We start from the raw sequence: 24,758 nt of genomic DNA, 5'->3' as shown, positions 1-24,758 counted from the left end.
TTTTCTTCTAAAAAATCTTTACAATTTTTCCTTTAATTTTCTATAAGCAAACTTTTTAGAAATCTCGATTTTTCTTTAAAAAATAGAATTGGACTAGAAATTGCTTAGATCGAATACATCTAAGTTGTATTCTAAAAAGGAAAAGTTTTGATTCTTCGACTATTTTTAGTCTTGTTATTGTCAACCTTTCTTTACTCCTCGGAGATTGGAGAAGCTTTTAGAGCAGGAAAAGCCAAAGGGCATGTAGGCTCACTTATAGATGCTGATTTTGTGGGGGATGGAACATATTTGGATTTGAGTGCATCACTTGCTTATGAAAGTGGAAATTTTTATGGATATAAATTTTATATATCAGGTTGGCTTAATCCAAAACTTTATGAGATGAATCGAGGATGGAGAGAGAATAAAACTTGGCTTGAGTTTCCAGAGCTAGGAATTAGATTTTTTAATAATCGTCTGAATTTTGGTTTTGATGCAGGAAGGTTTTCTTATACGAGAGATTGGATTAAAAATTATGTGCAGGGAGCCAGTTTTTATCATGCACCCACTCAAGATATTGACTATGAGATTACTTGGATTAATCGTGCTGCAACAATTGAATATTACAAAGTGCAGATGTTTCATGGTGCAGAAAATTGGCTAGGAGGGCTTTGGGTAAGTGGTAATTTTAAAATCCCCAATACCACAGTAGTTGTGACTCCTTATATTTATAGTGTTGCAGATTTGTTTTGGGCATCAGCAGCTAAGGGAAGTATGAATTTTTATTTTCCTACAATAAGTGGGAATCTTGAGGCAAGAGCGACATTACTTTTTTATGTAGCTTATCATAATAGGAAGTTTAGGGGAGATAGTGTGATGTATTGGTCAGATTTAATCTGGAAGGATACACGCAATAGATTTGAGGCTGGTGGGGGAATGATGGCAGTTTCAAGTTATGGAGTTAAGGATATTGATGTATTTGGACAAAACACAGATTTTATCAATACGACAGGAATTTTTGAGGGAAATATGATCACACTTTATGCTTTTGGAAAATTGAATTTCAAATATGATATTTCGCTTAAAACTTCCCTAAGGACAAGTATCTCAACACAAGGAGGAACGATCATTGGTTTTGAAGCACAAACGGGTTATTATCCCATTAAAAACCTTAAACTTGGTCTTGATCTTACTATGGTATCAGGAGCTAATAAGTTTCCTCAAATCCAAGGAGATCAATATGGAATGAGAACCTATGTGCAGTTTTTTTATTAAAGATTTTTGTTTGCAGACGATTTTATAATTTCTAATAGAATGAGCATAATTTATACCATTAAAAGGAGAAAAAATGAAAAAAAGATTTTTAGGCTCAATTGCACTGATTAGTACCTTGGTGGCTAGCTCTCAAGCAGCTACTTTTGAAGCATTTGGTCACATTGGAAGTGGATATAGTTTTGGCCTTGACAAGCTAGGAGATGGGAATAAACCTCGGTTTGGTGGTGCAACAGGTAGAGTAGGATTTGAAGTAGGTATGGGTCCTGTAAGTCTCGGTTTTGGTGTTGCAGGTGGATTACCTTATGCTATTTCTCCTAGTGGAGATTTTAAAGATTTAATACAAAATGGATATTTTACAAAGGCTGGTGATATTAAGTGGTATAACTGGCTTTCTGATGCATTTTTAAGAGTAGATACACGCTATTTTTCAATTATTGGAGGTCGTTATGATCTCAGTGCTTTCTTTGATGGCAAAGATGGAAAGTATGCTAATGGCGTAGATTGGTTCTCAGGTCTTAATGAAGGTTTAAGCTTTAGATTGGAAAGTAGGTATGTCAATTGGTGGGGAATCTACTCTTATGAAACAATGGACTTTGGTTCAAGAAATCCCGGAAGAATAGGGAATAATTTAATGGGATTTCATCAATATAGTAAAAATGGATTAGGGGATTCGCATTATTTCTCAACAGGGGTTGATATCAATATTGATGATATGATTTATATTGATCCTTATGCAACTTATTTGCTCCAAGATGGAAATGATCTTCTTCAGGCTGGAGGTAAATTAGAGTTTATCTTTGGCGGAAGAAATTTTTCTTCAGATACAACACTTAGAGGAATGTATCAAAATGCAACACAAAGCACTTATTTATGGTGGATAGATCAAGAATTTGTACTTGCTGATCTCTTCAAGTTTGGTGGGGGTTATTATTCTGTGGGAAATAATACAGGAATCTATCATCCAAGCGATCGGACAAGATTTTATGGAAGTACTTTTGGGGTTGGAAGTAATTATTTTGCAGCTGGAAATGATGTGTGGTATGCATTTGTAGGACTTACACATAAATATTTTGAACTTGATGTACTTTATTCAGGTTTGGATTATAAAGAGATTTCAGCAGTGGCTCAAGTTAATCTTATTAATAATCGTTATACCAAGTTTTCTATTGGTGGAGGATATGTAAGAGAAAATTCTTTTGATCGCGCTATTGCTTTTACAAAATTTTCTTTTTAATCCCTTCTAGGGGGTGAAAGGGAGTAAGGTAATATTATGGACTTTACAAATCTTCAAGCTCAATATCAGCTCTACAAAGATGAGATTCATCAAGAAATTCAAAAAGTTTTAAATACTTCAAGTTATATTGGAGGAGAGAGTATCGCTCGTCTTGAAAAGGGACTCGGAGAGTTTGCTCATGTGCCTTATGTTGTTGCATGTTCAAGTGGAACAGATGCAATAATACTTGCGTTAATGGCTTTGGGAATTGGAGTTGGAGATGAGGTGATTACTACACCTTTTACTTTTATTGCCACAGCAGAGGCTGCCACATTTTTAGGTGCAAAAGTAGTATTTGTAGATATTTGTCCCAACACTTATAACATTAACCCCTCTTTAATTGAAGAGAAAATCACTTCAAAAACCAAGGCAATTTTACCCGTTAGCCTCTATGGGCAAGTGTGTGAAATTGATGAGATTAACTCCATTGCCCAACAATATAATTTGAGCGTGATTGAGGATGGAGCACAGAGTTTTGGAGCACTTTATAAGGGTAGGTATTCTTGTTCACTCACCCCTTTTGCAATCACGAGTTTTTTTCCTAGCAAACCCTTGGGAGCCTATGGTGATGGAGGAGCGATATTTGTCCAGAGTAAGGAGATGGAGAAAAAAATCCGTTCTCTGCTCTCACATGGTCAAGTCAAACGTTATATGCATCAATCCATTGGGATGAATGCAAGAATGGATTCTCTTCAGGCATCAATTTTATGTGTAAAGCTTAAATACTTTAAAGAAGAGATTGCAAAACGCCAAAAAGTAGCCAAAATTTATACACAATCTTTGATCTCTGAGGGCTTGGATCAATGGCTTAAGACTCCTTATATCAAGCCACATAATTTAAGTGTATTTGCTCAATACTCTCTTTATGTCAAAGAACGTGATGCTCTTAGAGAATATTTAACATCCCACTCTATCCCTACAGCCATTCATTATCCAAAGCCCTTGCATCTCCAAGAAGCTTTTGCGTCTTTGGGCTATAAACAAGGAGATTTTCCTATCAGCGAAGAAGTGAGTAAGCATATCCTTTCAATTCCAATGAGTGCATTTATCACAGAAGATGAGCAAGCAGAGGTGGTTAGGAGGATTAAGGAGTTTTATTCTTAAGGGTATTCTTACCCCCACATTTCAAAGAATTTTTTTATCTCTGCTTTACTTTTAGAATGAGCAAGGCAGAGGGCTAGTAAGATTCTAGCTTTGGGAGGAGTAAGAGAGTAAGAGGGAATAAAACGATCTGCAATCACTCTTCCATAAGCTACACGTGTAGAGACAACCAAGGAAATACCATTTTTTTCAAGCTCTTGGAGTTTTTTTATAAGTTTGTTAGGGATACTTCCTGCTCCACTTCCAATAAGCACTACACCCTTGACACCTTCACTTAAAGCAAAGTCCTCAATTCCTGCATAAGTATAGATACATTCTACCTTGGGGAGAGTGTGGGGCATAGGCAGATGCATTCTCTCTTTTGGTTCAAAACTGGGGAAATAATTCCCATCTAAAATATAGCCTAAGGGAGAGAAGGAGGAGAAGGCATTAAGATTGTGTGTATGAGATTTTTGCACATAATGATCAAAGACATAATCATTATTGATCATATATACACCCGCTTGAGCTTGATTAGCTAGAGCTAGGGCATTGCAAAGATTTTTTCCACCATCACTTCCTATGGCATTACTAGGCCGCATTGCCCCTACAAATACTATGGGTACTTTTGGTTTTAAGACCACAGAAAAGAAAAATACACTCTCTTCCATAGAATCTGTCCCATGCGTGATGACAATCCCTTTGACATCTGCACTTTCATGAATTGCTTTATAGAGCTTTTGCCAGATAGAAAAATTCATATCTACACTATCAATTTGTGCAATTTCTTGTATCTGTAAATGATCATCTTGAATAGGAAGAGTTTCAAGGAGCGAAGCACCGGAGAGTTCTCCGGCCTGATAAACCGATGAGGTTGTTTTTTCTTTAGTCATTCCAGCGATTGTCCCCCCAGTGCATAGGAGGAGAATCTTATTGGGCATTTGGGGTGAAGAGTTCTTTGTCATTGAGTTTAAAATTTTTGATTGCTTCTTGTCCATTTTTTCCAGTAATCCAGTTGATAAATGCTAAAGCACCTTGATAATCAGTATTTTTGCATTTCTTAGGATTAACCGCCATTACAGAATAAAAGTTTTTAAGTGCGTCATCACCTTGGATAAGGATTACAAGCCCTTTTTTACCCTTAAGAGCACTCTGATATTTGATAAAAGTTCCACGATCTGTAAGGGTAATTGCTTTTTGTTCATTTGCAATATTAATTGTTGCTAACATCCCTTGTCCACTCTCTTTATACCATGCATCTTCTTTGCTTGGAACACCACCTTCTAAGCTTTTCCAAATTCCAATCTCTTTGTTATGAGTTCCACTTTTATCCCCTCTTGAAATAAATGAAATCTTATGTTCTTTGATGTAAGTAAAAGCATCTTTAAGACTTTTTCCTTGAAGATCTTTAAGATAGCTCTCATCACCAATAATGACAAAATCATTATACATCACAGCTTTTCTATCCACTCCATAACCATCAGCAACGTATTTTTCTTCCACCTTTGGAGAATGTACAAGTAAAACGCTTACATCACAGTTTTGCCCAAGTTTGAGTGCATTTCCTGTTCCCACACTTACCCATTTGAGTTCAATCCCCGTATCCTTTTGGAACTTTGGAGCAAGAACATCAAGCAATCCTGTATTATCTGTACTTGTTGTTGTAGCCATTTGAAGTGTTTGAGCTAGTGCAAAGCTCGTAAAAAATGCACCTGCTAAAAAGATTTTCTTTAGCATTTTGTTTCCTTTATATTGAGATTAAAAATAACAAGATGTTATCTTATATTAAAAAACCTTATTTAAGAGTCAATAAAAGTATTTTTGGAATGAAAATGTTTATTTTTTTCTATAATGACTTAATTTATTTTGTTAAGTTTAAGGGCAGGTCTTGAGATTTATATATCACAATACTTCTTATTCTCTCACAGAGGGAGAAGAATTTATTTTTAATTTTTTAAACCAAACCTTGCCTTTAGAATATGATCTTTATATTCAACCCAATTTGCAAGGAAATCGTCCAGATATGATTTTGTTCCACAAAGAGCAAGGGATTTTTATCATTGAGGTCAAAGATTGGAAGCTTGATAGATTTTTTAAGAAAGAGAATGCTTTTTTCAAGCGTGAAAAAGATAGCGTGATTCAAATCATTAACCCTGCAAGTCAGATTGAGCGATACGTTTTTGTGTGTAAGAATTTATTTGAGAGTATTCCTATTACAACTATTGGATATTTTCATAATGCAAAATCTCAAGATATAGAGAGCTTTTTTCAAGTAAAAGGAGTGAAATTTTTTGGTTTTGATAATTTTAAAACCATTAAAGAGCATATTTTACAAGCTAAAAGTTATGAGGAGATTGATGAGAAAAAAGTTCGCAATATTTTGATTGTTCCTCTACATAAAAAAGAAGAGGGAGAAAGACTCAAACTTACTCAACAGCAAAAAACGCTTATTACTCACACTCCAAATTCTTGGCGAAGAGTAAAGGGTGTGGCGGGAGCAGGAAAAACTATAGTGATTACACAAAAGGCAGCAAGTATTGCTTCAAATCAAAAAAGAGTACTGATCCTTTGTTTTAACAAAACGCTCAAATCCTATATCAAAGAAAATATTGCCAGAAGTCAAGAAGAGTTTGATTGGAATCTCATTGAGTGTCATTACTTTCACGAGTTTTTAAAGCTCTTTATAGATGAAAATGGTGCAAAGGTTGAGAATGGGAGAGGATTTGAGCAATATGAGAAAAATATGCTCCTTTGTGCAAATACACTTTTATCACAGGGAGAGAATGCAAAATCAAGAAAATATGATGCAATTTTGATTGATGAGGCACAGGATTTTAAAAAGGAGTGGTTTGATTTTCTTTTGAAATTTTTGAGTGAGAATGATGAGGTCTTGCTTGTAGCTGATGATAAGCAAAATATTTATAATCGAGAGATTTCTTGGATTAATGAGAGTATGGCAGGGTGTGGATACAAATTTAAAGGAGTTTGGGGAATCCTCAAAGATAATATACGCCAAAGAAAATTCCCTGAAGTTATTGAAGAATCCAATCGCTTTTTTGAACTCTTTTTAAAAGACTTTTTGCAAGCTCACCCAGATCGAAATTTTGGTATACCCATTAAATGTGAAAATATTCAAAAAACAGGTCCAATTAAGCGACTTTTTAAGAGTGTGGATTTATTTTGGAAAAACACACAAGAAATTAAACAGAGTTTTTTAAGTGCTTATCAATATCTGATGAAGAGAGGTTATAAGAATAAAAATATTGTTGTTTTGGTTCTTACAAGTAAAAGTGGCTTAGAACTTAAAGAATTTTTAGAGAGTGAAAATATTGGGGTGAAAACTTATTTTGATGCTCAAAGTAAAGAAGGCTTTATGCAAAAAGATGAGAATCTTAAAATTCTCACTTTGCATAGTTTTAAGGGGCTAGAAAATGGAGTGGTAATTTATATTAGCGATGGGAAAGAAGATCAAAAAAATGATTTTGAAACTTATGTTGCTATTACAAGAGCTACGGAATGTTTGATTGTTTTAAATACAAAGGAAAGATATAGAGAATATGGGCAAGGGTGGAAAAAATATTTCTAAAATCGCTAGAATTCTTTGATCTTATTTAAGAAGTAGGCATGGATTTTATACTCAATGGTTTTTATGAAGCATTTTTACTTCTCTACCATCTTGATGGAGAGACGCTTAATGCAATTTATAACACAATTCTCACTACCAGTATTTCAATCATGATGGGTACACTTATTGGACTTCCTGCAGGATTTATTTTGGGGTATTTTGATTTTTGGGGGAAGCAAACAATTAAGCTTATTTGTGATACACTCTTAGCTTTTCCTACAGTAGTTGTAGGACTTGTTGTTTATGCCTTTATTAGTTCTCAAGGGCCCTTAGGGAAGTATGGATTGCTTTTTAGTAATGAGGGAGTGATCATTGGTCAAACTCTTTTAGCTCTTCCTATCATCATCTCTCTTTCCTCCTCTGTTGTGGAAAATATGGACAACCGCCTCTCTTTAACCTTGCGCTCATTTGCATTAAAAAAAGTCCAAATGATTACCACCACGCTCTGGGAGCTTAGACATTCTTTACTGAGCGTGGTGATTACGGCATATGCAAGGATTGTGAGTGAAATTGGAATTGCTATGATGATTGGAGGAAATATTAAATGGCATACACGCACAATCACTACCGCCATCTCGCTTGAAACCAATAAAGGAGAGTTTGCCCTAGCAATTGCCCTAGGAATTGTGCTTGTGGTGATTGCACTTTGTATTAATCTTGCCCTTTCATTTTTAAGGAGAAAGCAGCGATGATTCTCTATAAATTGAGCAATATTGTCCAACGTTATCATCAAAAGGTGGTGTTGGATTTTAAAAATCTAGAAATTCACGAGGGGGAAATTATTGGAATTAGTGGGAAGAATGGAAGTGGGAAAAGCACTTTATTGCGACTTTTATCTTTTCTTGAAATTCCTAGTGAGGGTGAGATACTTTATCGCGGAGAAAAGCTTAGCTCAAGTGAGGAAATTGCAATTTTACTCCCAGAAGTTTATCTGCTTTCACGTTCTGTCAAAGCCAATCTAGAATATATGTTTAAAATCCGCAAAAAAACTCCATCAAGCAATAAGATTTACGAAGTTATGGAGCTTGTGGGACTTGACCCTAAGAAGTTTTTGCAAAGAGAGCATTATGAGCTCAGTAGTGGAGAGAGACAAAGAGTAGGATTAGCACAAAGACTTTTATTGGAGCCAAAGGTTTTGCTTTTAGATGAGCCTACAAATAGCTTGGATAGTGCAGGGACAAAGGCATTTTCTAATGCTATAAAATGGGCACATACTCATTTTAATACCTGTGTAATTACAATCTCTCATGATAAAAAATGGTTAGATGCAAATTCTAATCGTCGTCTTAAACTTCATTTTGGTTCATTGATTACTCAAAATGATGCCAATCTCTTCTCACATAATTGGAGTGAGACATATAATGGGGAGAAATTCTATGAATTTGGTAATGGTGAAGTACTTTTGCTTCCAAATTCTAAACATTTAGACAGAAGAGAGGGGATCATCATTACCCAAGACCATCTTCTGCTTGAACCCAAAGAGGGCAAAAGTTTTGAAGCTGATATTATTGGCATAAGACTTGAACCCAAAGAGGGTAAAGAGCTTTTGTTGGAGCTAAAAATTGGGGATGAGATTGTAAAAAAACTCATCCCCCTTCATAGAGCCTCAGAGTTTAAAATCTTTCAAAAGATTCGCATAGGCTTTGATATAGAGGGAATCTTAGGAGTCAATTAAAAATCCTAAATTTCAATTTTTCTGCTACAATCTTGACTTGCAAGTGACGGGAGTCTATAAATAGGCTGAGAGTAAGTTGTGAACTTAGACCGAACCGGATCTGGGTAATGCCAGCGTCGGGAATACTAAAACTTCATTTACCCCAATAAACCCTTTGCTTGTCACTTTATTTTAAAGGACAGGTTATGAGTAAATTTTTATTATTAGCACTCTGTTTTATAGTTTATGGAGAAAATTTAGATGAGGTCAAGATAGGAACTCCAGAGTATCGCACTCAAGCAGAAGCTTCTCAAAGTTCTTCAATCCTTAAAGAAGAGCAGATTTATAAAAGTTTAATTTCCTCAACCTCTTCTTTTTCTTCCTTTTTCCCTAATCTCAAAATCTATGCTCAAGGGAGCGATACATTTCCTATGATTACTCTTAGGGGTGTAAGCGGAGCAGATTATTACTCTTATGTTTTAGGATTGTATATTGATGGTGTGCCTCAAAGCCCGAACTTTATGATTCAAACTCTAGGTGATGTGGAGAATGTAAGGCTTATTAAGGGTGCTGAAGGATTATTTTATGGAGAGAATGCATCTTTGGGTTTGCTTGAAATTACAACAAAAAGTCCTTTAAAAGGCAATTATGCAAATCTCTCTTTGAGTGCTTCATTTTTACACGAGGATGTTCAAACAAGCATTGGGTGGAATCTTCTTCCTTCTAAATTATGGTTTAAAGTCAATGGGCGATACATTAGGGATAATGGATTTATTAAAGATCCTCAAAGTGGAAAAATGCTCAATTCTGGAGAGAGCGCTTTGGTGGGAGTGGGAGTGTATTATATGCCTATAGAGCAGTTTTTGCTTTCATTGCAGTATAACCATCATTATGTCTATACTCACAAAGATTTTTTTCTCTCTAAGTCACAGTTTGATTCGCTCTCTCTTGAGAGTTTTGAATAAATCAGTGGATATGAGGAATATCAAAATGGAGTGCAAAACAAAATTTTCAATAAGTCTCCCTTTAATACACTCCAAGCCCATAATGCAAGTGTAAAAATGGAATATTTTTTCACAGAGAGTACTCTAAGCTCTATCAGTGCTTTTCAAAAAACAGATACCTTGGGTAATAGTTATCCAGGAATTTTTGTTCAAGATGTGAGTAAGGATGGAAATTATTATGATACGACTGAGTTTGTCCAAGAGCTTAAGGTTCATATAAACTATCCTCAAGGAATTGAAAGTCTTTTGGGGATGTATTATAAGTATCTTTTGCTTGACAATGGAATGGATAATGTTCCTACGGGAAATGCTTTTCCTGGACTTCCACCATTGTATTACAATGGTAATTGGAGGGCCATTGAGCAAACTCACGCAATAGCTTTTTTCTCAGATGTTTATATTCCCTATAAACAATGGGGATTTAATTTGGGATTGCGATATCAATTTTACAACACAGGGATTGATGTTCCTCTTCCTCCGATGTCACCGCTAATGCCTGCTTATAAAAACTCAATTTCTTTTCATTTCCTTAATCCTAGAGTAAGTGTGATGTACTCTTTTAACTCTGAGCATCAGCTCTTTTTTACCTTTGCAAACTCCACTAAACCTGCAGGATTTAGTAAATTCCCTTTTACAGATACAGACACACTTCCCTATAAGCAAGAGCAAATCTATACATTAGAGTTTGGGAATCATTCTAGGTTTTTACTTCAAAGTTTAAAGTTTGATTCTTCTCTTTATGCCATGATTCGTGAAAATACTCAAGCTTATGTAGGGGAGGGATATAATAAAAGTATTGCTAATATCGGAAAAGCTTATGCTTTTGGAGTGGATATAGAGCTCTCTTATGAAAATTCTTTTCTTTCTACATTTTTAAATGCTAATGTGGGGTATTCATATTTTGGAGATGATGAGAAAAACAAAGGGGTATTAATCATTGGCGGCAATCCTAGCATTTATGATGTAAGAGGGCTTCGTACGAGGTTTTCTCCTAGAGCAAGTTTTAATACAGGGCTAGATTTTTTGCTTTTTTCTAATTCCAATCATCGCCTCACATTCAGTAATCTTTTGAGTTTTTCAAGTATGTATTATCTTGATGATTTTAATCGTGAGAGTGAATTAGTCCAAAAACCTTATGTGCTTTGGGATATAAGCTTGATATATAAACTTTTCAAGCACTATGAAATCACATTTTTTGCTCAAAATCTTACAAATTCTCGTTATGCCACAAGTGTTCTATGGGATGGAGAGGGTAGGGCTTATACGGCAGGGAATCCTTTTAATGTTGGTGCAAAAGTGGGGGTACTAAGTATTAAAAATACAAAGAGAGAGTTTTGGCTTAGTGTAGATACCTTTTATTCCTGCTAAAATTCTTTTATGATTACTAAAGAAAGCATTGAATCATTAAAAAACTCACTTGATATTGTTTCGATCATTTCAAGCTATATCCCACTGAAACGCTCAGGGATTAATTATTCTGCTTGTTGTCCTTTTCATGGAGAGAAGACTCCTAGTTTTATGGTAAGCCCCTCAAGAGGGACATATCATTGTTTTGGTTGTGGGGTGGGTGGGGATGCATTTTCTTTTGTGATGGAGTATGAGAAGCTGAGTTTTGCAGAGAGTGTAGAGAAAGTTGCAGCCTTGAGTGGTTTTACTCTCACTTATACTAAAGATAGGGGAGAGAATATTAAAAAGGAGAGTTCTCTTTTAGAAAGCTTTGCAACCTTTTATGCTAACTCTCTTGCTTCCTCCCCTACCCATCTCTCCTATTTTAAAGAAAGAGGTATTACTTCACAGAGCATTGCTCAATTTAAATTGGGCTATTGCGGAGCAGGATTTTTAAGTATCAACTTTGCAGATTCTCTTAATGCTAGAAAAGAGGCGATAGAGTTAGGGGTATTGGGGGAAAATGAGAGTAGGGTGTATGCAAGATTTTCTGAGAGGGTGATTTTCCCTATCCATTCTGCAAATGGTAAGGTTGTAGGATTTGGAGGGAGAGTGATTCAAAGTGATAGCAAGTTAGCAAAATATCTTAATTCCCCTCAAAGTAAGGTTTTTAATAAAAGCAAGTTGCTTTATGCTTATCATCTTGCAAAAGAGAGTATTTTTAGTAAAAAAGAAATCATTATCACAGAGGGATATATTGATGTCATTGCACTCCATCAAGCAGGAATTAAGAATGCAGTAGCCACTCTTGGAACAGCTCTTACACCTGAGCATCTCCCATTGCTTAACCGCGGAGAACCAAAGATTATTGTAGGTTATGATGGAGATAAGGCTGGAATAAATTCAGCTACAAAAGCTTCAAAACTTTTGGCAAGTGAGGGCAAAGAGGGAGGAGTGGTAATATTTCCCAATGGAGCTGATCCTGCAGATATGGTCACTCAAGGGAGAATTGAAGAGTTAAAAGTCCTCTTTGCCTCACCTATCCCCTTTGTGAGATTTGCTTTAGAGCAGATTGCCTATTCTTATGATTTAAATGATGTATTCCAAAAAGAGAAAGCACTTAAGGAGGGGAGAGAGTTTTTCTCAACTCTCTCAGCAATAGTTCAAAGAACCTATTTTGCCTCATTTTCTGCTATCTTTAAAGTCCCTCCAGAATTTATTAGGGTTAAAAAGTCCAAAGTCTTGCAAGTTCAATCCCAAATTTCTATTTACAACAATCCCCTTGAGGTGATGATCATCACTACAATGTATGAGAAAGAGGAGTTGTTAGAGTGGGCGATTGAATATCTAGAAAAAGATCATTTTTTAGAATGTAAAAGTGAGTATGAAGCGCTTTTGGCTAATCGGAAAGAAGATAGTAGGCTTCAAGCACTCCTTTCTTCCGCCAATGCTAGAGTTGCACATGAAGAAGAATTTAAAAAACAAGTCTTACTTAAAGTTTGCAAAGAAAATGAGAATAAAATACAAAAAATTATTTCCTCAAATGAGCTAGATTATGATACAAAGCTCAAAGCAATTACACAACTTCAACAAAAAATTCAACAAATTAAAAAGGAGTTATAGATGAAAAAAAGAAAAGCTCTTGCTCTCTTTAGTGGAGGATGTGATAGTCTTATCAGTATGCAATTGCTTAAAGAGCAAGGGATTGAGGTGATTGCACTCAATTTTAATATTGGATTTGGAAGTAATAAAAATAAAAGTGAGTATTTTCATAATGCAACAAAACAAATTGGTGTTGAGTTTAAGAGCGTAGATATCAGAAAGCAGTTTTTTGATGATGTGCTTTTTACACCAAAATATGGCTATGGAAAATATTTTAACCCCTGCATTGATTGCCATGCCAATATGTTTAAAAATGCTTTCTTACTTCTTTTAGAGCTTGAGGCTGATTTTGTCATTAGCGGTGAGGTTGTGGGGCAAAGGCCTAAAAGTCAAAGAAAAGAGGCGCTTGATCAAGTAAGAAGTTTGGTTAGAAAGTTAGGAGAGGATACCCGTTTTGCCCACCTAATCGATCCTTATGGCGATGGGATTGCAAAGCCTAAAAGTTTAGATGAGTTAATTTTACGTCCCATGAGTGCAAAACTTTTAGAAGAAACTTATCCTGAGCGCGTAGGGTGGGTAGATAGAAATAAGCTTCTTGATGTGCAAGGAAGAGGAAGAAATCGCCAATTAGAAATGATTAAACATTATGGTTGGAAATACTATGAAAAACCAGGTGGAGGATGTTTGCTTACAGATACAAGTGTGGCAGAGAAAATTAAAGACCTCAACACTCATCGGGGAATGGTCTTTGAAGATATTGAGCTTGTTAAAGTTGGCCGATATATGGTTCTTCCAAGTGGAGCAAGATGCGTGATTGCAAGAAATGAAGAAGAGAATATCAAGCTTCATAAACCCAATCCTAAAATGGACTTAATTATTTTACAAAACTGTAAGGGCCCTATTGCACTTGTTGAAAAGAGTGCATCATATGAGGATAAACTTCTTGCAGGACGTATTGCCTTGGGTTATGGAAAGAGTGAAATGAATCAAGAATATGAAGTGAGTATTGGAGAGAAGAGTTATACTTTAGAGCCTCTTCCTAGAAATGAGGCTCAGAAGTTTTTATTTCTCAATTAGGCAAGATAAAATGTTTTTCCTCGCCCATATTCTAAGAGTTTCCTAACAAAGAGACTCTTTTCTTTTTGGGCAAATACATCTCCGCAAAGAATGATATTTTCAAATCCATTTGCAATATCTCCAAAACTTTCAGCATAGCTATCAATGACACCATAGCATAGTCCATAAATATCAAGCCCACCCACTGCATAAGAAAAGAGAGGATTAATAAATTTTGAGAAATCTACATTATATTTGCCCTCTGCATCAGCTTTAAATTTCATTGCATATTTACTTGCATAGCTATGAATGAATTGCTCTGCAAGTTGGGGAAGTTCTTTGTTTGCATATTGTCTATCTTCTCCAATGAGCATACAAATTGCTCCAAAAAGATCAGTGAGATTTGAGCTGATTTTAGAATCTGCACTCAAAGAGTTGATAAAAGCTTCTTTTGTAGGGAATGCCTTAAGATAGTTATCTGCAAGTTTTCCTCCAATCTTTGTCTTAGTTTTGAGAGTTTCAAAAAGGATTTTGGGATTACATTCAAATGCAAGGGCATCAACCTCTTGGCACTTGCCCTCTTTATAGGAGATAAATTTGCTTGGTTTATCAAACCAAAGTGAGATTAAGAGTGCATGATTAATTCTTTTTTGATCACAGAATTCGGGAAGCGCACTCTCATTTTGGAATGATTGGGCAGTAAAAAATTTTGCTAATTTTGGATTATATTTATCACTAGGAGCGAGCTTAGGGATATTATTGCCCATAGGTTCTTCAAATTTCCCCATATTATCCCAGAAATTTGGTTCACTGCATCCAATGCATCCATGTCCTGCTTGGATTGGCCAACTGAGTTTTGAGTTGAACTTTACTTTTCCGCAGTTGTTGTATACATAAGGTCCACGACATCCTACCTTGTATAGGCAATAGCCAAGTTTTGATCCTTCATCACCAAATTCTTGCACAAATTCCCCAGCACCAAAAGCTCCTTTTCTCTCACATAAATCATGCACTGTTTTTCCATGGGACCAAATAGGACGTGAATAATCATCAAGTTTAGGAGACTCACCCATAAGGGCAAGATAAAGCAAGGTTGCACAGATATTGGTATCACTGGGAGGGCATCCTGCAATATTAATTGTTTGTCTTTGAATGATTTCATTCAGTGGTTTAGCTTTGGAAGGATTGGGATGGGCAACTTGGATTCCACCAAAAGAAGAGCAAGAGCCTACGGCAATTACAAATTCAGCCCCCTGTGCCAATTCTCTGCACTCTTTTGCACCACTGTGTGCTTCTGCCCCAAGAGTGAGATACATATCCCCCTCTTCAGAAATACTGCCCTCTACAATAAGAATATAAGGATGGTTTGTAATACTTTCTTTAAGGGTTTGTTTAGTTTGATAGCCACTATTTGCCATAAGCATATCGTGATATTGAATTTGCATAAAATCAATGACAAAGCGCTCAAATCCAAAGTCTGAGTTCATTAAAAGACTCTCACTGCATCCAGAACATTCTTCCATATGTAACCAAATTACCCTGTAGTTTGAATGTGTAAGAATCTCATAATAGGTATCAAGATGCTCCTTGGGCAATCCTAAAAGTGTGATTGCATTTTTTACCCATTCTTTTTCTTGATTGCTAAAATCTCTTAAAAAATAAGGAGAAAGATTTTCTAAGCGTTTGTTAAGCTTTTGTACGAATTCCATTTTGCTTCCTCTAAAAATAAGATAAACCCTGTTTTAGAATAATAATTGAAGTTTTAAGCTTTGATAGTTTTTTTAAACAAAAAATATAGAGTTTTTTATAAAAATGTAACCAAAAGGGACAAAATTGTCTAAAAAATAAAAAAAAACAAAAAAATAGCATTTTGCCCTTGACTTTTTTTATAGAAGCAAATATAATCACACTTTCTATTTTTAACCAGCCATAAAAAAGGGCTTAGAAGAATGACCCGTTAGCTCAGTCGGTAGAGCAACTCCCTTTTAAGGAGTGGGCCGTTGGTTCGAATCCAACACGGGTCACCATTATTTGATAGTTAAACGCAGTGGCCCCTTCATCTAGCGGTTAGGATACCACCCTTTCACGGTGGCTACAGGGGTTCGAGTCCCCTAGGGGTCACCACTTTAACTTCTTTTTCTCATTTATATCAAAGATATTAGGTCGCTTAGCTCAGTTGGTAGAGCGCTACCCTTACAAGGTAGATGTCACAAGTTCGAGTCTTGTAGCGACCACCACTTTGATTCTTTCGTCTTGGAGCGGTAGTTCAGTTGGTTAGAATACCTGCCTGTCACGCAGGGGGTCGCGGGTTCGAGCCCCGTCCGCTCCGCCATTACCCAAAGTAAAGTATTGACGATGACCCCTTCATCTAGTGGCCAAGGATACTGCCCTTTCTAGGCAGTTACAGAAGTTCAAATCTTCTAGGGGTCGCCAGATTGAATGAAACTTCTTTATTTTATACAAAATTTATATTTTGCTTTTAAAATTTTTTTATGCTCCTTTAATGGGGCATAATTTTTTTTAAGGAACTTTTATGGGAAAGACTTTTAGACAAATTCATATTTATGTAAGTCTATTCTTTTTACCTTTAGCATTAATGTATGCAGTAACAGGAATTATGCTTGTATGTGGATTTAATCAGGATACAGGTGCAAAAAAACAAGTCCTCCATCTTCCTGGAGAATTTGATAGAAATAGGGTTGTCCAAGAGCTTAAAATTTTGTTGCAAAGTAATAATATTGCTCTTCCCTCAAACTTTGAGCCTCAAAAGGCAAAGGGTGGGGGTGTAATGTATGGAAGTGCAGCATATAATGTTGTTGTTCAGGCAGAAGAAAAAGGTATGCGTGTGACTGTAACACAAAGAAGCTTCATTGGTCTAATTATGCTTTTACATAAAGGAAAAATTAAATGGTATTTTAATGTTCTTGCTTTTGGTTTTGCTTTTGCTCTAGTTGCACTATATATTTCTGGATTAATTATTGCAAACCTTAACAAAATTAAGACTAAAGCGTGGATAACAGTGGGAATTGGATTTTTAATAACAATTATATTGGGGTACTTAAGTGTCATTTAACAAGCATATCTCTTAAAATATCTTGAGCACAAAATTTAAAAAGGTATTGCCTACTTTAAGGAATTATTTCTTAAAAGAAGGTTTTACACCTTTTTAAAATAGATAGCATTTTTCTTCATGACTTAAGTTTTTATTTAAGTCCTTAATATTTAATAAAATTTTTACTGTGTTTATATAATGAAATTTTCTTGCTCAATCTTGAATAGGACTTATAAAAGGAGAACCCTATAATAATAATGTCATACAAATAGGAGCCAAAGAGATGCATGAGGCAAGGTGCAGAAATTGCCATATTGTCCCCAAAGACTAAAAAAGAGAGGAACAAAAAGTAGGGGAAGAAGTAGACAGTGGAAAGCAAGAAAATGCAAGTTTTTGTAAAATTGGCAAAAAGTGCATTATTTTAATGAAACAAGGACTTTTAGAACCCCTTTTATGATACCTCTTTTAACTCCTCCTCATAAAACTCTCTGCCAAATGATATATGATCTTATTAAGAAAAGATTTTATCTTCTGCATTTGCATACAAAACTTGGATCTTCTCTAACCCGACTTAACTTTATGCATACCTTAAAATGATCAAAAGCCTTTTCTTAATTTTTAGTTATGAAAACTAAACTTTTCCAAGAAGAAGGGGTTGAAAGCGTGTATTTTCAGTGATTTGAGTGTGGAAAGCTTGTGTATACTGGGGAGCATAAATGGTTTGAGTTTACCCCTACTTGGTGGAGCAAAACATAGAAAGGAAAGAATCCTTATAATAAATCTTTTCCCTATTTTTTGGATGAAACAAAGCTATTTTTAAAATTAAGCCCCATCTTTTTCAAATCTTTTTTCTCTATAAATCTTGCCTTACAAAACTTTCTTTTTTGGCTTTTTGAAATAAGCTTAAAAATTTAAAGAGTGAAGGAATAGAGGTCAATGCAAAGAAACATACACATTAAGCTTCATTCTCTTTTCACCAAGATCATTAAAATTTTAAGTGCTATTTGTGGGGTGTCAAGCATTGGAATATCAAAATAAAACCAAGGAAAAGCAATGACAAGAGATAGTTTTACCCTTTTCTCTCTTGGGCTTACTTATATTAAGTAAGTTTGTAATTTCTTCTGTGAAAGGGCAAATAACCTAAAGTTTTGATGAGTTCCTTGTGTTTTGGCGTGCAATATCCACTATGAGAGAGAAATTCATATTCTGGGTATAGGGTATGAATTTCTTGGCATTCTTTATCTTTGGCATATTTAGCCAAAATGGAAGCGCAAGAGATTTGATGCATCAGAATATCCCCTTTAATCAATGTTTTAAGAGGGATAAAAAGTGGGGGTTGAGCTTTGAAGGTGGAATTACCATCATAAACAAACTTTTTGATTGGGTATCTTTGAGAGAGGGTATGCATAATCTCTTCTAGCCCCTCCCTTAAGCATGCACTTAGTCCTCTCTTATCAATATCTTGAGCCTCTTTTTTGACCAGATGATAAATGAATTTAGGGTTTGAGAGAAGTTCTTGAGCAATTTGTTCTCTTACTTGAGAAGAGAGCTTTTTGCTGTCTTTAATTTTTAGGTGAGAGAGTGAAGGGATAAACTCATTGGGGTATGCTACCCCACAGACAAAAAGGCTTCCTCCCACACAACCTCTTCCAGCCTCATCAATTCCACAAATCATTCAATTTCTCCTAAGCTAAACTCCATAAAATCATAAACCCCATCCATCTCCCAGTCTTTTTCAAGCGTGATGATTTTAACTTGTGAATAAGGAGATTTTTTGAGTTTTTGAATAATAAAGTCTTGATGTGCAAAGGGGGCAAAAAGAAATACTCCATTTTTTTGGGTAATAAAGAAATTTTGATCATCATAAGCTAGGGTATCACCCCTTTTTTCCAAAAAGATTAAAAGCTCAAGTATAAACATATTTTCTAAGATTTGCAAAATTGTGCTTTGTGAATTCAGGGCTTTGGGCAGAGTGAAATCATAGAAGTAAATTTTTTTATTTTTACTTTCTTGAATATGGGGGATATTGATCAAAATACCCTCACTCTCTAATCTCTCCCAAAACTTATAGAGACGATCTTTTGAGATTTTTTGCTCTTTTTTAAGGAGTGAGTAGAATTGATGAGCGGTGAGCTTAGAAGCAGAGAAAGAGGAGAGTTTACAAAAGAGAGGATAGTTTTCCTCAAGAGCAATTTTCAAATTATCTTGTTTTGTTTTAATTTTTTGATAATCATTCAAGAAGTGAATTTGAGGAAGATTTCCATCCTTGATGAAATTTTTAAGTAGAGTTTGGGTTGAGGAATTTTTCCTATCAAAGCTTATATATTCTGCAAAGCTGAGATTACGAGTTTTAAGAAGAGAAAAGGTAGGGAGAGAAATTGGAGAGTTTGAGGTGAGTAAAATGATAGGGAGATTGGGCAAAGCAAAGGATGGGGGATAGGATTCTAAAATAAGAGCCTCAATCTTTTTTTCTAAATAGAGTTTAAGAAGTTCGCTTTTAGCTTCTTCTATCCTCACTCTTGGATCTTGACAATCAAGGTAGGCAATTTTTTTGCTAGAAATCTCTAATGAGTTTATGTAATCCAGTGCTAAAGAAGTTTTTCCACTTTTTGGAGGCCCGTAAATAACAATTTTATTGGAAGAAATACAAAGCTCTCTAGGGAGAATGTTGTAAGTTTTTTCATTAAAAAACTGTGAGAAAATGTGCATCAAAATCCTTCTTTTAAATTTTAATTTGAATTATATGTAGAATTTCCTTTTTAAAAGGAAACAATTTTTTTAGAGAATGTCGTTTTTTAGAGATTGTATTGACTTCTAAAATGGATTTTCATATAATCACGACTTCCAAAAAATACATCAATGGGAATTGATGAGTTCTTTTAAGTGAGGAAAAATAATGGAAAAAATTAGATTAAAGCTTAAGGCTTACGATCATAGAGTGCTTGATAGATCAGTTGTATCTATCGTAGAAGCAGTGAAGAGAACAGGTTCGGAGATCAAGGGTCCAATTCCTTTGCCAACTAAGAAAAGAAGATATACAGTTCTTAGATCTCCACATATTAATAAAGATTCAAGAGAGCAGTTTGAGATTAGAATTCACAGCAGAATCATTGACATCATGTCTGCAACTCCTGATACTGTGGATAGTTTGATGAGCCTGGATTTGGCACCAGAGGTCGATGTAGAAGTCGTATCTATGGGTAAAAATTAAGTAAGAGGTAGTGATTATGGAATTTATCGTTCAAAAAATTGGCATGAGTAGAACAATAGGGTCTTCAAGCACTGCTGTAACACTTCTGAAAGTTTTAGATGCAAAAGTATGTGCTTTGCGTGAAGATGGCAAGGCTTTGGTTGCTTACTCTCAAGGTAAGGATTTTAATAAGGCCATTGAGGGACAACAAAAAAAATACAGCCTTGCTAAAGAGTTTAATAAGTTTGCAACTTTGATTGTTGCAAATCAAGAAGTGGGTGATTTGGATACAAGTGTTTTAGCACAGAGCAAGGTAGTAAAAACGACTTTTAAAACTAAAGGTCGTGGATTTAGTGGTGCGATGAAGCGATGGAATTTCCAAGGTGGACCTGCAGCACATGGAAGCCGATTTCACAGAAGATTAGGATCAATTGGTAATCGTGAGTGGCCAGGGAGAGTTCAACCAGGTAAAAAAATGGCTGGACACTATGGAAATGAGCAAGTAAGTGCAAAAAATGAAATCATCTCTTTTGATAAAGAGAATGGAATTTTAGTTCTTAAGGGTTCCGTTGCAGGTTTTAACAATGCATATGGAAAAATTAAAGTTGTAGGATAAGGTAATGAAAGCATTAGTTTTAGATTCTAAAATGAAACAAACCAGTGAAGTTGCGTTGCCTGAAAGATATAAAGACATTAAAGAGCATAATCTTTATCTTTATGTTAAGTCCTATCTTGCTTCTTTGCGTGCAAATAGTGCAAATGCAAAAACAAGAGGACAGGTGAGTGGGGGAGGCAAGAAGCCTTGGGCACAAAAAGGTGGCGGTCGTGCGAGAGCAGGAAGTATTACTTCTCCAGTATTTGTAGGTGGAGGGGTATCTCATGGACCAAGCAATAATAAAAATTATGATCTCAAAGTCAATAAAAAACAAAAGAGACTTGCACTTGAGTTTGCTCTTAAGCAAAAGGCTGAAATGGGGAAACTTTATGTTGTAGATTCTGTTGCCATATCAAGCGGAAAAACAAAAGATGCATTTAATGTATTTAAAAGTCTCAATGAAAGAAGCACACTTTTTGTTGCTCAAATGAGCGATGAACCTACATTCTTGGCTTATAGAAATTTAAAAAATTGCTATCTTGCAGATTCTAATGAGCTTAATGCTTATCTTGTGGCTGCATTTAGATCTGTTGTGATTGAAAAAGCAGTTTTTGATGAAATTGTGAAAGAGGGTTAAGGTTATGGCAGATATTACAGATATCAAATCAATTTTATACACAGAGAAGTCTTTGGCACTTCAAGAGAGTGGTGTGTTGGTTGTGCAAACTTCTTCAAAAGTGAGTAAAAATCAACTCAAGCAAGTATTCAAAGAGTATTTTGGATTTACTCCTATAAGAATAAATTCTTTGAAACAAAGTGGAAAAGTGAAAAGATTTAAAGGTCGCGAGGGCAAGAGAGCATCTTATAAGAAGTTCTATGTAAAATTGCCTGAGGGCGCAAAAATCGATTCATTGGCAGTGTAAAGGAGAGTTAAATGGCTATTAAAACTTATAAACCCTATACGCCTTCTAGGCGATTTATGTCAAACCTTAGCTCAAAAGATATTACAGCAAAGCCAAGTGTTCGATCTCTTCTTGTGAAACTTCCTGTAAGTGCAGGTAGAAACAACAATGGAAGAATTACAAGTCGACATAAAGAAGGTGGAGCTAAGAAGCTTTATAGAATCATTGATTTTAAAAGAAATAAATTCAATATTGAAGGAAAGGTAGCAGCAATTGAGTATGATCCATACAGAAACTGTAGAATTGCCTTAGTTGTCTATCCTGATGGTGAGAAGAGATATATTATTCGTCCCAGTGGGCTTAATATTGGTGATAGTGTCATTGCCGCTGAGAGTGGCCTTGATATTAAAGTTGGTTTTGCAATGAAGCTCAAGAGTATTCCCGTAGGAACAGTTGTTCATAATATTGAAATGCATCCAGGTGCAGGAGGACAACTTGCCAGAAGTGCTGGAGCAAGTGCACAAATTATGGGTAGAGAAGGAAAATACACTACTCTTAGAATGCCAAGTGGTGAAATGAGATACATTTTAGAAGAATGTATGGCAACAATTGGTGTAGTTGGAAATGAAGACTTTATCAACATCTCTATCGGTAAAGCTGGACGCAATAGACATAGAGGGATTAGACCTCAAACTAGAGGTAGTGCAATGAACCCAGTAGATCACCCACATGGTGGAGGTGAAGGTAAAACAGGTTCAAGTGGGCATCCTGTATCTCCATGGGGAACACCTGCTAAGGGTTACAAGACACGACGCAAAAAAGCAAGTGATCGATTGATTATCTCAAGAAGAAAAAAATAAGGAAAGAAAATGGCTAGATCAGTAAAAAAAGGTCCTTTTATCGATGAGAGCTTGTTGAAAAAAGTGCTTAGAGCAAAAGAAACAAAGGACAGTAAACCTATTAAGACTTGGTCACGCAGAAGTATGATTTTGCCTGATATGATTGGATTAACTTTCAATGTTCATAATGGTCGTGCTTTTGTGCCTGTGTATGTTACAGAAAATCATGTAGGCTATAAACTTGGTGAGTTCGCCCCTACAAGAACATTTAAAGGACACAAAGGTAGTGTCCAAAAGAAAATCGGTAAGTAAGGAGCAACAATGAGTAAAGCATTATTAAGATACATCAGACTCTCTCCTACAAAAGCTCGATTGGTAGCAAGAGAAGTGCAAGGAATGAATGCGGAACTTGCGATTGCTTCACTTGAATTTACACCCAATAAGGCAGCAAGGGTGATTTCAAAAGTTATTGCTTCAGCAGTTGCAAATGGGGGGTATGAACCACAATCAGTGGTTGTGAAATCTTGCCGTGTTGATGCAGGTCCAGTGCTAAGACGTTTTATGCCAAGAGCACGAGGTAGGGCAACACCAATTAGAAAACCAACTTCACATATTTTAGTAGAGGTTGCATTACAGTCAGCAGATAAGAAAAAAACTAAGAAAGAGGGCAAATAAATGGGACAAAAAGTTAATCCAATAGGTTTAAGACTAGGTATTAATAGAAATTGGACTTCTAGATGGTTTCCTGGTTCTGCTGTGACTCCAAATAATATTTTAGAAGATCATAAGATTAGAAAATTTCTTAAAAAAGAACTTTATTATGCAGGAATCAGTGAAATTATTATTGAGAAAGCAGCAAAGAAACTTAGGGTAACTGTTGTGGCTGCACGCCCAGGACTTATTATTGGTAAGAAAGGTGCAGATATTGAGAAAGTCAAAGAGTCTTTGAAAAAAATTGTTCAAAAAGATGTTGCGATTAATATCAAAGAAGTTAAACGTCCTCAAGCAGATGCTCAACTCGCAGCCGAAAGTGTTGCAACACAACTTGAAAGAAGGGTTGCATTTAGACGTGCAATGAAGAAAGTGATGCAATCAGCAATGAAATCAGGTGCAAAGGGAATTAAAGTTAAGGTTTCTGGAAGACTTGCTGGTGCTGAAATGGCAAGGACTGAGTGGTATATGGAGGGGAGAGTTCCACTTCATACACTCAGGGCAAAAATTGATTATGGTTTTGCCGAGGCGATGACAACCTATGGAATCATTGGTGTAAAGGTATGGATCTTCAAAGGTGAGGTTCTCCATAAGGGAATCCAAACTGAGAAGCGTGAAGAGAGTAGCAAAGAAGATCGCTCAAAATCAAGAAGAGGGAGACAATAAGCGATGTTGATGCCAAAAAGAACAAAATACAGAAAACAGCAAAAAGGGCGCAATAGAGGAAAATCTTTTAGAGGTGCATCTTTAGCATTTGGAAACATTGGAATTAAGGCTGTTGAGCATGGAAGAATTGATTCTAGACAAATTGAAGCAGCTAGAATTGCGATGACAAGACATATCAAGAGAGCAGGTAAGGTTTGGATTCGTGTTTTTCCTGACAAGCCTCTGACCGCTAAACCTCTTGAGACAAGAATGGGTAAAGGTAAAGGTGCAGTAGATAAGTGGGTAATGAATATTAAGCCTGGAAGAATTATCTATGAAATGATTGGAATCGATGAGGCAACAGCTAGAGATGCTTTAGCACTCGCGCAAAGCAAATTGCCTTTCAAAACTAAAATTGTTACTAGTGAGAGTGAAAATGAAATTTACTGAGTTGAGAGAAAAAGGGATAAAGGAGCTAGAAGGGCTTCTTAAAGAGAAAAAAACGGCGTTGTTTGAGCTTAAACTCAAACTTAAAACAATGCAATTGACTAATCCTAGTGAGATTAGAAGTGTGAGAAAAGACATCGCAAGAATCAATACAGCGATTAATGCAAAAAAGGACTAAGAGATGATCAAGAAAGAGCCACACAAAAGAGTCATTCAAGGAAAAGTTGTTAGCAAGGCTGGAGATAAAAGTGTTGTGATTTTGGTTGAGCGAAAAGTTGTTCACCCTAAGTACAGAAAAATCGTTAAGAGATTCAAGAAGTACACAATTCACGATGAAAGTAATAGTGTTAAGGTAGGTGATGTAATTAGTGCGATTGAGTGCAAACCAATCTCTAAGACAAAAACATTTAACTTGCAAAATATTGTATCGGTAGGAGTTTAAG

General features: G+C 35.7%; 27 protein-coding genes, 5 tRNA genes and 1 riboswitch. Of the genes, 27 read left to right on the top strand and 5 right to left on the bottom strand.

Features of this window, described 5'->3' with window-relative positions:
* Positions 1–147 precede the first annotated feature (147 nt).
* From CQA62_RS00295 to CQA62_RS00285, 3 genes are all read left to right on the top strand, one after another.
* Complete coding sequence (locus tag CQA62_RS00295) at positions 148–1,254, top strand: hypothetical protein (RefSeq protein ID WP_104723546.1); 1,107 nt, start codon at positions 148–150, stop codon at positions 1,252–1,254.
* A gap of 73 nt (positions 1,255–1,327) precedes the next feature.
* Positions 1,328–2,488, top strand: a complete 1,161-nt coding sequence (locus CQA62_RS00290; protein ID WP_115585087.1) for a hypothetical protein — start codon at positions 1,328–1,330, stop codon at positions 2,486–2,488.
* 36 nt (positions 2,489–2,524) lie between these two features.
* The gene (locus CQA62_RS00285; protein WP_104723542.1) at positions 2,525–3,631 is read left to right on the top strand and encodes a DegT/DnrJ/EryC1/StrS family aminotransferase; all 1,107 of its coding nucleotides are present in this window, start codon (positions 2,525–2,527) and stop codon (positions 3,629–3,631) included.
* An 8-nt stretch (positions 3,632–3,639) separates the two neighbouring features.
* On the opposite strand, the gene CQA62_RS00280 is transcribed toward CQA62_RS00285, so the two are convergent.
* On the bottom strand, positions 3,640–4,548 hold the full coding sequence (locus CQA62_RS00280; RefSeq protein ID WP_158653670.1) for an asparaginase: 909 nt from the start codon (positions 4,546–4,548) through the stop codon (positions 3,640–3,642).
* Positions 4,538–5,344 (bottom strand): tungstate ABC transporter substrate-binding protein TupA, encoded by an 807-nt coding sequence (gene tupA, locus CQA62_RS00275; protein WP_104723538.1) that lies wholly within the window; start codon positions 5,342–5,344, stop codon positions 4,538–4,540. Before tupA ends, CQA62_RS00280 begins: the two co-directional genes overlap by 11 nt.
* 151 nt (positions 5,345–5,495) lie before the next feature.
* Between tupA and CQA62_RS00270 the strand changes: the two genes are divergently transcribed.
* The 7 genes from CQA62_RS00270 (at position 5,496) to CQA62_RS00240 (ending at position 13,955) form a co-directional block, all read left to right on the top strand.
* Positions 5,496–7,193, top strand: coding sequence for a UvrD-helicase domain-containing protein (locus CQA62_RS00270; protein ID WP_104723535.1), 1,698 nt, complete (start codon positions 5,496–5,498; stop codon positions 7,191–7,193).
* 38 nt (positions 7,194–7,231) lie between these two features.
* Positions 7,232–7,924 carry a tungstate ABC transporter permease TupB gene (gene tupB, locus CQA62_RS00265; protein ID WP_104723533.1) on the top strand — a complete coding sequence of 231 codons (693 nt, stop codon included), beginning with the start codon at positions 7,232–7,234 and terminating at the stop codon, positions 7,922–7,924.
* On the top strand, positions 7,921–8,907 hold the full coding sequence (locus CQA62_RS00260) for an ABC transporter ATP-binding protein (protein ID WP_104723529.1): 987 nt from the start codon (positions 7,921–7,923) through the stop codon (positions 8,905–8,907). The genes tupB and CQA62_RS00260 overlap by 4 nt, the downstream gene beginning before the upstream one ends.
* A gap of 36 nt (positions 8,908–8,943) precedes the next feature.
* A riboswitch (TPP riboswitch) is annotated at positions 8,944–9,047 on the top strand.
* 45 nt (positions 9,048–9,092) lie between these two features.
* Positions 9,093–9,851: a TonB-dependent receptor plug domain-containing protein gene (locus CQA62_RS00255; RefSeq protein ID WP_104723526.1), complete on the top strand. Its 759-nt coding sequence runs from the start codon at positions 9,093–9,095 to the stop codon at positions 9,849–9,851.
* Positions 9,852–9,881: 30 nt separating this feature from the next.
* Positions 9,882–11,258, top strand: coding sequence for a TonB-dependent receptor domain-containing protein (locus tag CQA62_RS00250; RefSeq protein WP_104723522.1), 1,377 nt, complete (start codon positions 9,882–9,884; stop codon positions 11,256–11,258).
* A gap of 9 nt (positions 11,259–11,267) precedes the next feature.
* The gene (gene dnaG / locus CQA62_RS00245; protein WP_104723519.1) at positions 11,268–12,899 is read left to right on the top strand and encodes a DNA primase; all 1,632 of its coding nucleotides are present in this window, start codon (positions 11,268–11,270) and stop codon (positions 12,897–12,899) included.
* The gene (locus CQA62_RS00240) at positions 12,900–13,955 is read left to right on the top strand and encodes a 7-cyano-7-deazaguanine synthase (protein ID WP_104723517.1); all 1,056 of its coding nucleotides are present in this window, start codon (positions 12,900–12,902) and stop codon (positions 13,953–13,955) included.
* On the opposite strand, the gene CQA62_RS00235 is transcribed toward CQA62_RS00240, so the two are convergent.
* A complete protein-coding gene (locus CQA62_RS00235) occupies positions 13,952–15,643 on the bottom strand; it encodes a hydrogenase small subunit (protein ID WP_104723514.1) in 1,692 nt (563 codons plus the stop codon). The genes CQA62_RS00240 and CQA62_RS00235 overlap by 4 nt on opposite strands.
* 242 nt (positions 15,644–15,885) lie before the next feature.
* Here CQA62_RS00235 and CQA62_RS00230 point away from each other — a divergent pair.
* The 6 genes from CQA62_RS00230 to CQA62_RS00210 all read left to right on the top strand — a co-directional run bounded on the left by CQA62_RS00230 (position 15,886) and on the right by CQA62_RS00210 (position 17,007).
* A tRNA-Lys gene (locus tag CQA62_RS00230) sits at positions 15,886–15,961 on the top strand.
* Positions 15,962–15,983: 22 nt separating this feature from the next.
* A tRNA-Glu gene (locus CQA62_RS00225) sits at positions 15,984–16,058 on the top strand.
* 37 nt (positions 16,059–16,095) lie between these two features.
* Positions 16,096–16,171, top strand: a tRNA-Val gene (locus tag CQA62_RS00220).
* An 18-nt stretch (positions 16,172–16,189) separates the two neighbouring features.
* Positions 16,190–16,266, top strand: a tRNA-Asp gene (locus CQA62_RS00215).
* A gap of 25 nt (positions 16,267–16,291) precedes the next feature.
* Positions 16,292–16,367, top strand: a tRNA-Glu gene (locus tag CQA62_RS06855).
* A gap of 100 nt (positions 16,368–16,467) precedes the next feature.
* Positions 16,468–17,007, top strand: a complete 540-nt coding sequence (locus CQA62_RS00210; RefSeq protein WP_104723511.1) for a PepSY-associated TM helix domain-containing protein — start codon at positions 16,468–16,470, stop codon at positions 17,005–17,007.
* A 1,078-nt stretch (positions 17,008–18,085) separates the two neighbouring features.
* Here CQA62_RS00210 and CQA62_RS00200 read toward each other — a convergent pair.
* Together CQA62_RS00200 and CQA62_RS00195 are read right to left on the bottom strand one after the other, a co-directional pair.
* Positions 18,086–18,661, bottom strand: a complete 576-nt coding sequence (locus tag CQA62_RS00200; RefSeq protein WP_104723507.1) for a ribonuclease HII — start codon at positions 18,659–18,661, stop codon at positions 18,086–18,088.
* A complete protein-coding gene (locus CQA62_RS00195) occupies positions 18,658–19,695 on the bottom strand; it encodes an ATP-binding protein (RefSeq protein WP_104723505.1) in 1,038 nt (345 codons plus the stop codon). The genes CQA62_RS00200 and CQA62_RS00195 overlap by 4 nt, the downstream gene beginning before the upstream one ends.
* Positions 19,696–19,882: 187 nt before the next feature.
* On the opposite strand from CQA62_RS00195, the gene rpsJ reads away from it, so the two are divergent.
* Genes rpsJ through rpsQ form a run of 11 tightly spaced genes read left to right on the top strand, consistent with a single transcriptional unit; the run spans position 19,883 to position 24,757 of the window.
* Positions 19,883–20,197 (top strand): 30S ribosomal protein S10, encoded by a 315-nt coding sequence (gene rpsJ / locus CQA62_RS00190; RefSeq protein ID WP_104723502.1) that lies wholly within the window; start codon positions 19,883–19,885, stop codon positions 20,195–20,197.
* Between the two features lie 16 nt (positions 20,198–20,213).
* Positions 20,214–20,792 (top strand): 50S ribosomal protein L3, encoded by a 579-nt coding sequence (rplC, locus tag CQA62_RS00185; protein ID WP_104723498.1) that lies wholly within the window; start codon positions 20,214–20,216, stop codon positions 20,790–20,792.
* A gap of 4 nt (positions 20,793–20,796) precedes the next feature.
* Positions 20,797–21,408, top strand: coding sequence for a 50S ribosomal protein L4 (gene rplD, locus CQA62_RS00180; protein WP_104723496.1), 612 nt, complete (start codon positions 20,797–20,799; stop codon positions 21,406–21,408).
* A 4-nt stretch (positions 21,409–21,412) separates the two neighbouring features.
* Complete coding sequence (locus CQA62_RS00175) at positions 21,413–21,694, top strand: 50S ribosomal protein L23 (RefSeq protein WP_104723494.1); 282 nt, start codon at positions 21,413–21,415, stop codon at positions 21,692–21,694.
* Between the two features lie 11 nt (positions 21,695–21,705).
* Entirely contained in the window at positions 21,706–22,533 is an 828-nt protein-coding gene (rplB, locus tag CQA62_RS00170; protein ID WP_104723492.1) for a 50S ribosomal protein L2, read from the top strand.
* Between the two features lie 9 nt (positions 22,534–22,542).
* Positions 22,543–22,824, top strand: coding sequence for a 30S ribosomal protein S19 (gene rpsS, locus CQA62_RS00165; protein ID WP_104723490.1), 282 nt, complete (start codon positions 22,543–22,545; stop codon positions 22,822–22,824).
* Positions 22,825–22,833: 9 nt separating this feature from the next.
* Positions 22,834–23,187 carry a 50S ribosomal protein L22 gene (gene rplV / locus CQA62_RS00160; RefSeq protein ID WP_104723488.1) on the top strand — a complete coding sequence of 118 codons (354 nt, stop codon included), beginning with the start codon at positions 22,834–22,836 and terminating at the stop codon, positions 23,185–23,187.
* Positions 23,188–23,889 carry a 30S ribosomal protein S3 gene (rpsC, locus tag CQA62_RS00155; protein WP_104723485.1) on the top strand — a complete coding sequence of 234 codons (702 nt, stop codon included), beginning with the start codon at positions 23,188–23,190 and terminating at the stop codon, positions 23,887–23,889.
* Positions 23,890–23,892: 3 nt separating this feature from the next.
* On the top strand, positions 23,893–24,318 hold the full coding sequence (gene rplP, locus CQA62_RS00150; protein WP_104723482.1) for a 50S ribosomal protein L16: 426 nt from the start codon (positions 23,893–23,895) through the stop codon (positions 24,316–24,318).
* Positions 24,305–24,493: a 50S ribosomal protein L29 gene (gene rpmC, locus CQA62_RS00145; protein WP_104723479.1), complete on the top strand. Its 189-nt coding sequence runs from the start codon at positions 24,305–24,307 to the stop codon at positions 24,491–24,493. Before rplP ends, rpmC begins: the two co-directional genes overlap by 14 nt.
* Positions 24,494–24,496: 3 nt before the next feature.
* On the top strand, positions 24,497–24,757 hold the full coding sequence (gene rpsQ / locus CQA62_RS00140) for a 30S ribosomal protein S17 (RefSeq protein WP_104723476.1): 261 nt from the start codon (positions 24,497–24,499) through the stop codon (positions 24,755–24,757).
* Position 24,758 lies beyond the last annotated feature (1 nt).

It is taken from the genome of Helicobacter cholecystus, assembly GCF_003364215.1.
In the GTDB taxonomy this organism is placed as follows: domain Bacteria; phylum Campylobacterota; class Campylobacteria; order Campylobacterales; family Helicobacteraceae; genus Helicobacter_G; species Helicobacter_G cholecystus.
This window is presented reverse-complemented; position numbering and strand designations above follow the sequence as displayed.

What these genes read in the sequence shown, in the direction of transcription:
- CQA62_RS00290 (WP_115585087.1), top strand. Translation starts at nt 1,328, where the DNA reads ATGAAAAAAAGATTTTTAGGCTCAATTGCACTGATTAGTACCTTGGTG.
- CQA62_RS00285 (WP_104723542.1), top strand. Translation starts at nt 2,525, where the DNA reads ATGGACTTTACAAATCTTCAAGCTCAATATCAGCTCTACAAAGATGAG.
- CQA62_RS00280 (WP_158653670.1), bottom strand. Translation starts at nt 4,548, where the DNA reads ATGCCCAATAAGATTCTCCTCCTATGCACTGGGGGGACAATCGCTGGA.
- tupA (WP_104723538.1), bottom strand. Translation starts at nt 5,344, where the DNA reads ATGCTAAAGAAAATCTTTTTAGCAGGTGCATTTTTTACGAGCTTTGCA.
- tupB (WP_104723533.1), top strand. Translation starts at nt 7,232, where the DNA reads ATGGATTTTATACTCAATGGTTTTTATGAAGCATTTTTACTTCTCTAC.
- CQA62_RS00260 (WP_104723529.1), top strand. Translation starts at nt 7,921, where the DNA reads ATGATTCTCTATAAATTGAGCAATATTGTCCAACGTTATCATCAAAAG.
- CQA62_RS00255 (WP_104723526.1), top strand. Translation starts at nt 9,093, where the DNA reads ATGAGTAAATTTTTATTATTAGCACTCTGTTTTATAGTTTATGGAGAA.
- dnaG (WP_104723519.1), top strand. Translation starts at nt 11,268, where the DNA reads ATGATTACTAAAGAAAGCATTGAATCATTAAAAAACTCACTTGATATT.
- CQA62_RS00240 (WP_104723517.1), top strand. Translation starts at nt 12,900, where the DNA reads ATGAAAAAAAGAAAAGCTCTTGCTCTCTTTAGTGGAGGATGTGATAGT.
- CQA62_RS00235 (WP_104723514.1), bottom strand. Translation starts at nt 15,643, where the DNA reads ATGGAATTCGTACAAAAGCTTAACAAACGCTTAGAAAATCTTTCTCCT.
- CQA62_RS00210 (WP_104723511.1), top strand. Translation starts at nt 16,468, where the DNA reads ATGGGAAAGACTTTTAGACAAATTCATATTTATGTAAGTCTATTCTTT.
- CQA62_RS00200 (WP_104723507.1), bottom strand. Translation starts at nt 18,661, where the DNA reads ATGATTTGTGGAATTGATGAGGCTGGAAGAGGTTGTGTGGGAGGAAGC.
- CQA62_RS00195 (WP_104723505.1), bottom strand. Translation starts at nt 19,695, where the DNA reads ATGCACATTTTCTCACAGTTTTTTAATGAAAAAACTTACAACATTCTC.
- rpsJ (WP_104723502.1), top strand. Translation starts at nt 19,883, where the DNA reads ATGGAAAAAATTAGATTAAAGCTTAAGGCTTACGATCATAGAGTGCTT.
- rplC (WP_104723498.1), top strand. Translation starts at nt 20,214, where the DNA reads ATGGAATTTATCGTTCAAAAAATTGGCATGAGTAGAACAATAGGGTCT.
- rplD (WP_104723496.1), top strand. Translation starts at nt 20,797, where the DNA reads ATGAAAGCATTAGTTTTAGATTCTAAAATGAAACAAACCAGTGAAGTT.
- CQA62_RS00175 (WP_104723494.1), top strand. Translation starts at nt 21,413, where the DNA reads ATGGCAGATATTACAGATATCAAATCAATTTTATACACAGAGAAGTCT.
- rplB (WP_104723492.1), top strand. Translation starts at nt 21,706, where the DNA reads ATGGCTATTAAAACTTATAAACCCTATACGCCTTCTAGGCGATTTATG.
- rpsS (WP_104723490.1), top strand. Translation starts at nt 22,543, where the DNA reads ATGGCTAGATCAGTAAAAAAAGGTCCTTTTATCGATGAGAGCTTGTTG.
- rplV (WP_104723488.1), top strand. Translation starts at nt 22,834, where the DNA reads ATGAGTAAAGCATTATTAAGATACATCAGACTCTCTCCTACAAAAGCT.
- rpsC (WP_104723485.1), top strand. Translation starts at nt 23,188, where the DNA reads ATGGGACAAAAAGTTAATCCAATAGGTTTAAGACTAGGTATTAATAGA.
- rplP (WP_104723482.1), top strand. Translation starts at nt 23,893, where the DNA reads ATGTTGATGCCAAAAAGAACAAAATACAGAAAACAGCAAAAAGGGCGC.
- rpmC (WP_104723479.1), top strand. Translation starts at nt 24,305, where the DNA reads ATGAAATTTACTGAGTTGAGAGAAAAAGGGATAAAGGAGCTAGAAGGG.
- rpsQ (WP_104723476.1), top strand. Translation starts at nt 24,497, where the DNA reads ATGATCAAGAAAGAGCCACACAAAAGAGTCATTCAAGGAAAAGTTGTT.